At 72.4% G+C, this 2,390-nt stretch carries 3 protein-coding genes; all 3 read right to left on the reverse strand.

Annotated features, from left to right (window positions below; translation table 11 throughout):
- Nucleotides 1-147 (reverse strand): hydantoinase B/oxoprolinase family protein (locus tag ASG00_RS18825; RefSeq protein WP_156456184.1); only part of this gene is annotated, 147 nt, incomplete at its 3' end.
- Between the two features lie 11 nt (nucleotides 148-158).
- On the reverse strand, nucleotides 159-1,061 hold the full coding sequence (locus ASG00_RS02580) for a hypothetical protein (RefSeq protein WP_056206628.1): 903 nt from the start codon (nucleotides 1,059-1,061) through the stop codon (nucleotides 159-161).
- Nucleotides 1,058-2,390: hydantoinase/oxoprolinase family protein (locus ASG00_RS02585; protein ID WP_235559088.1), on the reverse strand; the 1,333-nt coding region annotated here is incomplete at its 5' end. The genes ASG00_RS02580 and ASG00_RS02585, both read right to left, overlap by 4 nt.

A 2,390-nucleotide genomic window follows, 5' to 3' on the forward strand; every position in this document is an offset into this window, starting at 1 on the left:
CGCGGTGAGCACGGCGCAGGCCAGGTCGTTCGACTCCCGCACCACCGAGCTGAAGGCGGTGCGCAGCAGCACCGCCGCCATCTCATCGGCGACGGAGATGAGTCGCTGCCAGACGATCTGCAGCGTCGCTGCATCCCACTGGGTCATGGTGTGTACTCCTAGAACTCAGGCGTGTCGGAGGCTGTCGCCTCGGGGAAATGGCGCTCGAGCAGCTGGCGATCGAGCAGGATCTGTCGGACGATGCCCGCGACGACCGCCGGGGTGGGCGCGTCATCCGAGAAGTCCTGGGCGGCGTTACCGGCCTTCAGGTAGACCGGGGCGGCGACCCGCACGAACTCGGGCACGTCGTAGCCGCGCACGAAGCCGCCGGTCGAGCGGGGGTTGTCGGTGTGCAGGTCGAGTGCGACCGCGGTCGTCGCGCGCACGGCGGCGAGCATCGCGACATCCAGATCGCGCTGCAGGTTGACCGAGTCGGCACCCGCATCGGCAAGCAGGAGCGCATGGGCGGGGTTGGCGGCACCCATGTTCGAGGACGCCTTCAGCCGCACCTCGGCGGGAAGCTCCCCCGCCGCGCGCAGCCGTGCCAGGACGAGCAGCAGCCCCTCGTCGAACACGAGGAACCCGCGCACGCCCAGCCCGACCGCGTGCAGCACGTCCTCGAGGCCCTGCGCAAGCTGTTCCCCGCCGCGCAGGCGGTAGGCGCTGGCCGCCGCCACCGGACCGGCGGCGAACTTCTGGCCGCCGATGTCGTAGGTGCCGCGCGGCCCCACGGCCATCCGCAGTTGGATGCCGCGCCCCGCCGCCTCGTTCACGAGGTCGACGATCTCGTGGTCGAGGTAGCGCATCGTGCCGACGGTGTTCGTCGCCTGGTGGAGACGCGCCCCGTCGCGGCGCAGCGCGTCGTCGATCGCGGCGACGGCAGCGGCATCGAGCGCGCCCGCGACCTCCCACTTGTACCAGCCGCCGTCGGCGAAGCGTTCGGTGCTCGTGGCCGGCTCACCACCGCGACCGGTGGAGATCCCGAGTCCGGCGAGCAGGCCCTCGGCCCGCTCGAGGCTCATGAGCGCGCCCCGCTCAGCGCCGCGGCATCCGCCGTCTCGGGGCGTCGCACCGCGATCTCGACGTGCAGGTTGCCGTGCTGATCGAGCCAGGCGATGTCGTCGGGGCCGACGACCGCGGTGCTCTCGGGCAGCTGGAGGATCGCGGGACCCGTCACCCGCTCCTCGGGCGGGAGTGAGAGCATGCGCCGCACCGGCACCTCGACCAGACCCGTCTCGGCGAACCAGGCGGTGCGGGTGCGGGTGCGCTCCTCGCTGGCGTCGGGGCTCACCGTGCGGGTGAGGGTCGGTACGGTGAACGGCCCGTAGACCCGCACGCGCCAGGTGACGATCTCGATGCGTTCGTAGTCGGGTGTGACGCCGTAGATGTGCTCGTACTCGCGCACGAAGCGATCCCGGTAGCCCGCGGGGTCGTCGCCGTCGCCGACGGCCACCTCGATCTCGAAGCCCTGCCCGAGGAAGCGCATCTCGACGAACCGGTCGATGCGGGCGACGTCGGTGCCGAGTTCGCGCTGGGCCTGGGCGACGAGGTCGGCGTAGATCGCCTCGACCGCCGCGGCGTCCCAGTCGCGCAGCTCGAGCAGGCGCGTGCGTGACTCCTCGACCATCGGCGGGGCCACGAGGAGACCGGTCGCCGAGAGCACGCCCGCGGCGGCCGGGATCACCACGTGGGACACCCCGAGGATGCGGGCGATGCGCGCCGCATGCACCGGGGCGGCACCGCCGAAGGCGACCATCGGGAAGGTGCGCGGGTCGTGCCCGTGCTCGGTCGCGTGCACCTGCACGGCGAGAGCCATGTGCTCGTCGACGACCCGGGCGATGCCGGCCGCCGCGGCAACCGGGTCGTGACCGAACGCGGAGCCGAGTCGCGACACCATCGCCTGACGGGATGCCGCGGCATCCAGTGTCATGCGACCGCCGAGGAAGTAGTCGGGGTCGAGGTAGCCGAGCACGATGTCGGCGTCTGTGACGGTGGGTTCCTCGCCGCCGAGTCCGTAGCCGGCGGGTCCGGGGCGTGAGCCTGCCGAGTGGGGGCCGACCTTCAGCAGGCCGAGGCCGTCGAGCGCGGCGATCGAGCCGCCACCCGCGCCGATCTCGATCATGTCGACGACGGGCATCGACACCGGGAGCCCCGAGCCCTGCTTCAGCCGGTGCACGCGCCCGACCTCGAAGCCGTTGCGCACGGTCGGCTCGCCGCCCTCCACGATGCAGACCTTCGCGGTGGTGCCGCCCATGTCGAAGGCGATGAGGCGGTCCATGCCGAGCTGGGCGCCGACATAGGCGGCGCCGATCGCTCCGGCCGCCGGGCCCGATTCGAGCAGGCGGATCGGG

It is taken from the genome of Microbacterium sp. Leaf351, assembly GCF_001423825.1.
Classification (GTDB): domain Bacteria; phylum Actinomycetota; class Actinomycetes; order Actinomycetales; family Microbacteriaceae; genus Microbacterium; species Microbacterium ginsengisoli.